Annotated in this window: 1 pseudogene; it reads left to right on the plus strand. The window is 67.0% G+C overall.

Features of this window, described 5'->3' with window-relative positions:
* Positions 1-150, plus strand: a pseudogene (locus tag AZG88_RS55350) (MerR family transcriptional regulator); the annotation flags it as partial.
* Positions 151-406: the final 256 nt, after the last annotated feature.

Genomic DNA, 406 nt, shown 5'->3' on the forward strand with positions numbered 1-406 from the left:
GCCCGCGAACTGATCGACCAGGGCACCGCACTCGATTCCGCGTGCCGCATCATCATCCTCGAAGACCAACTCGCCGAGGCCCGACGCATCAACACCGAACTCCAGCACACCCACCGCCCCAACTCGGATCCCGGCCCCGCAGCCGGCTGACACACCGCAGCCCCTTCGGAACACCAGTCGAGGTCCAGTCCGCGGAAGCCGCCCATCCCCTCGGCGACCTCCCCTCGAGCCTTCGCGAAAACGCACTATCCGCATCAGCCCAGACCACACCATGCGAGGCGGCGGCGCGTGGTCCCGCTAAACCATCCACTTCCGGCAGGTCAGACGCTTTGGCAATCGGGACGATCCGTCGACCACGCCCTGCGGAACCGTGGAGGTCACCGTGTTCCGGGAGATCCTGCGACGC

The organism is Rhodococcus sp. LB1 (genome assembly GCF_001583455.1).
In the GTDB taxonomy this organism is placed as follows: Bacteria; Actinomycetota; Actinomycetes; order Mycobacteriales; family Mycobacteriaceae; genus Rhodococcus_F; species Rhodococcus_F opacus.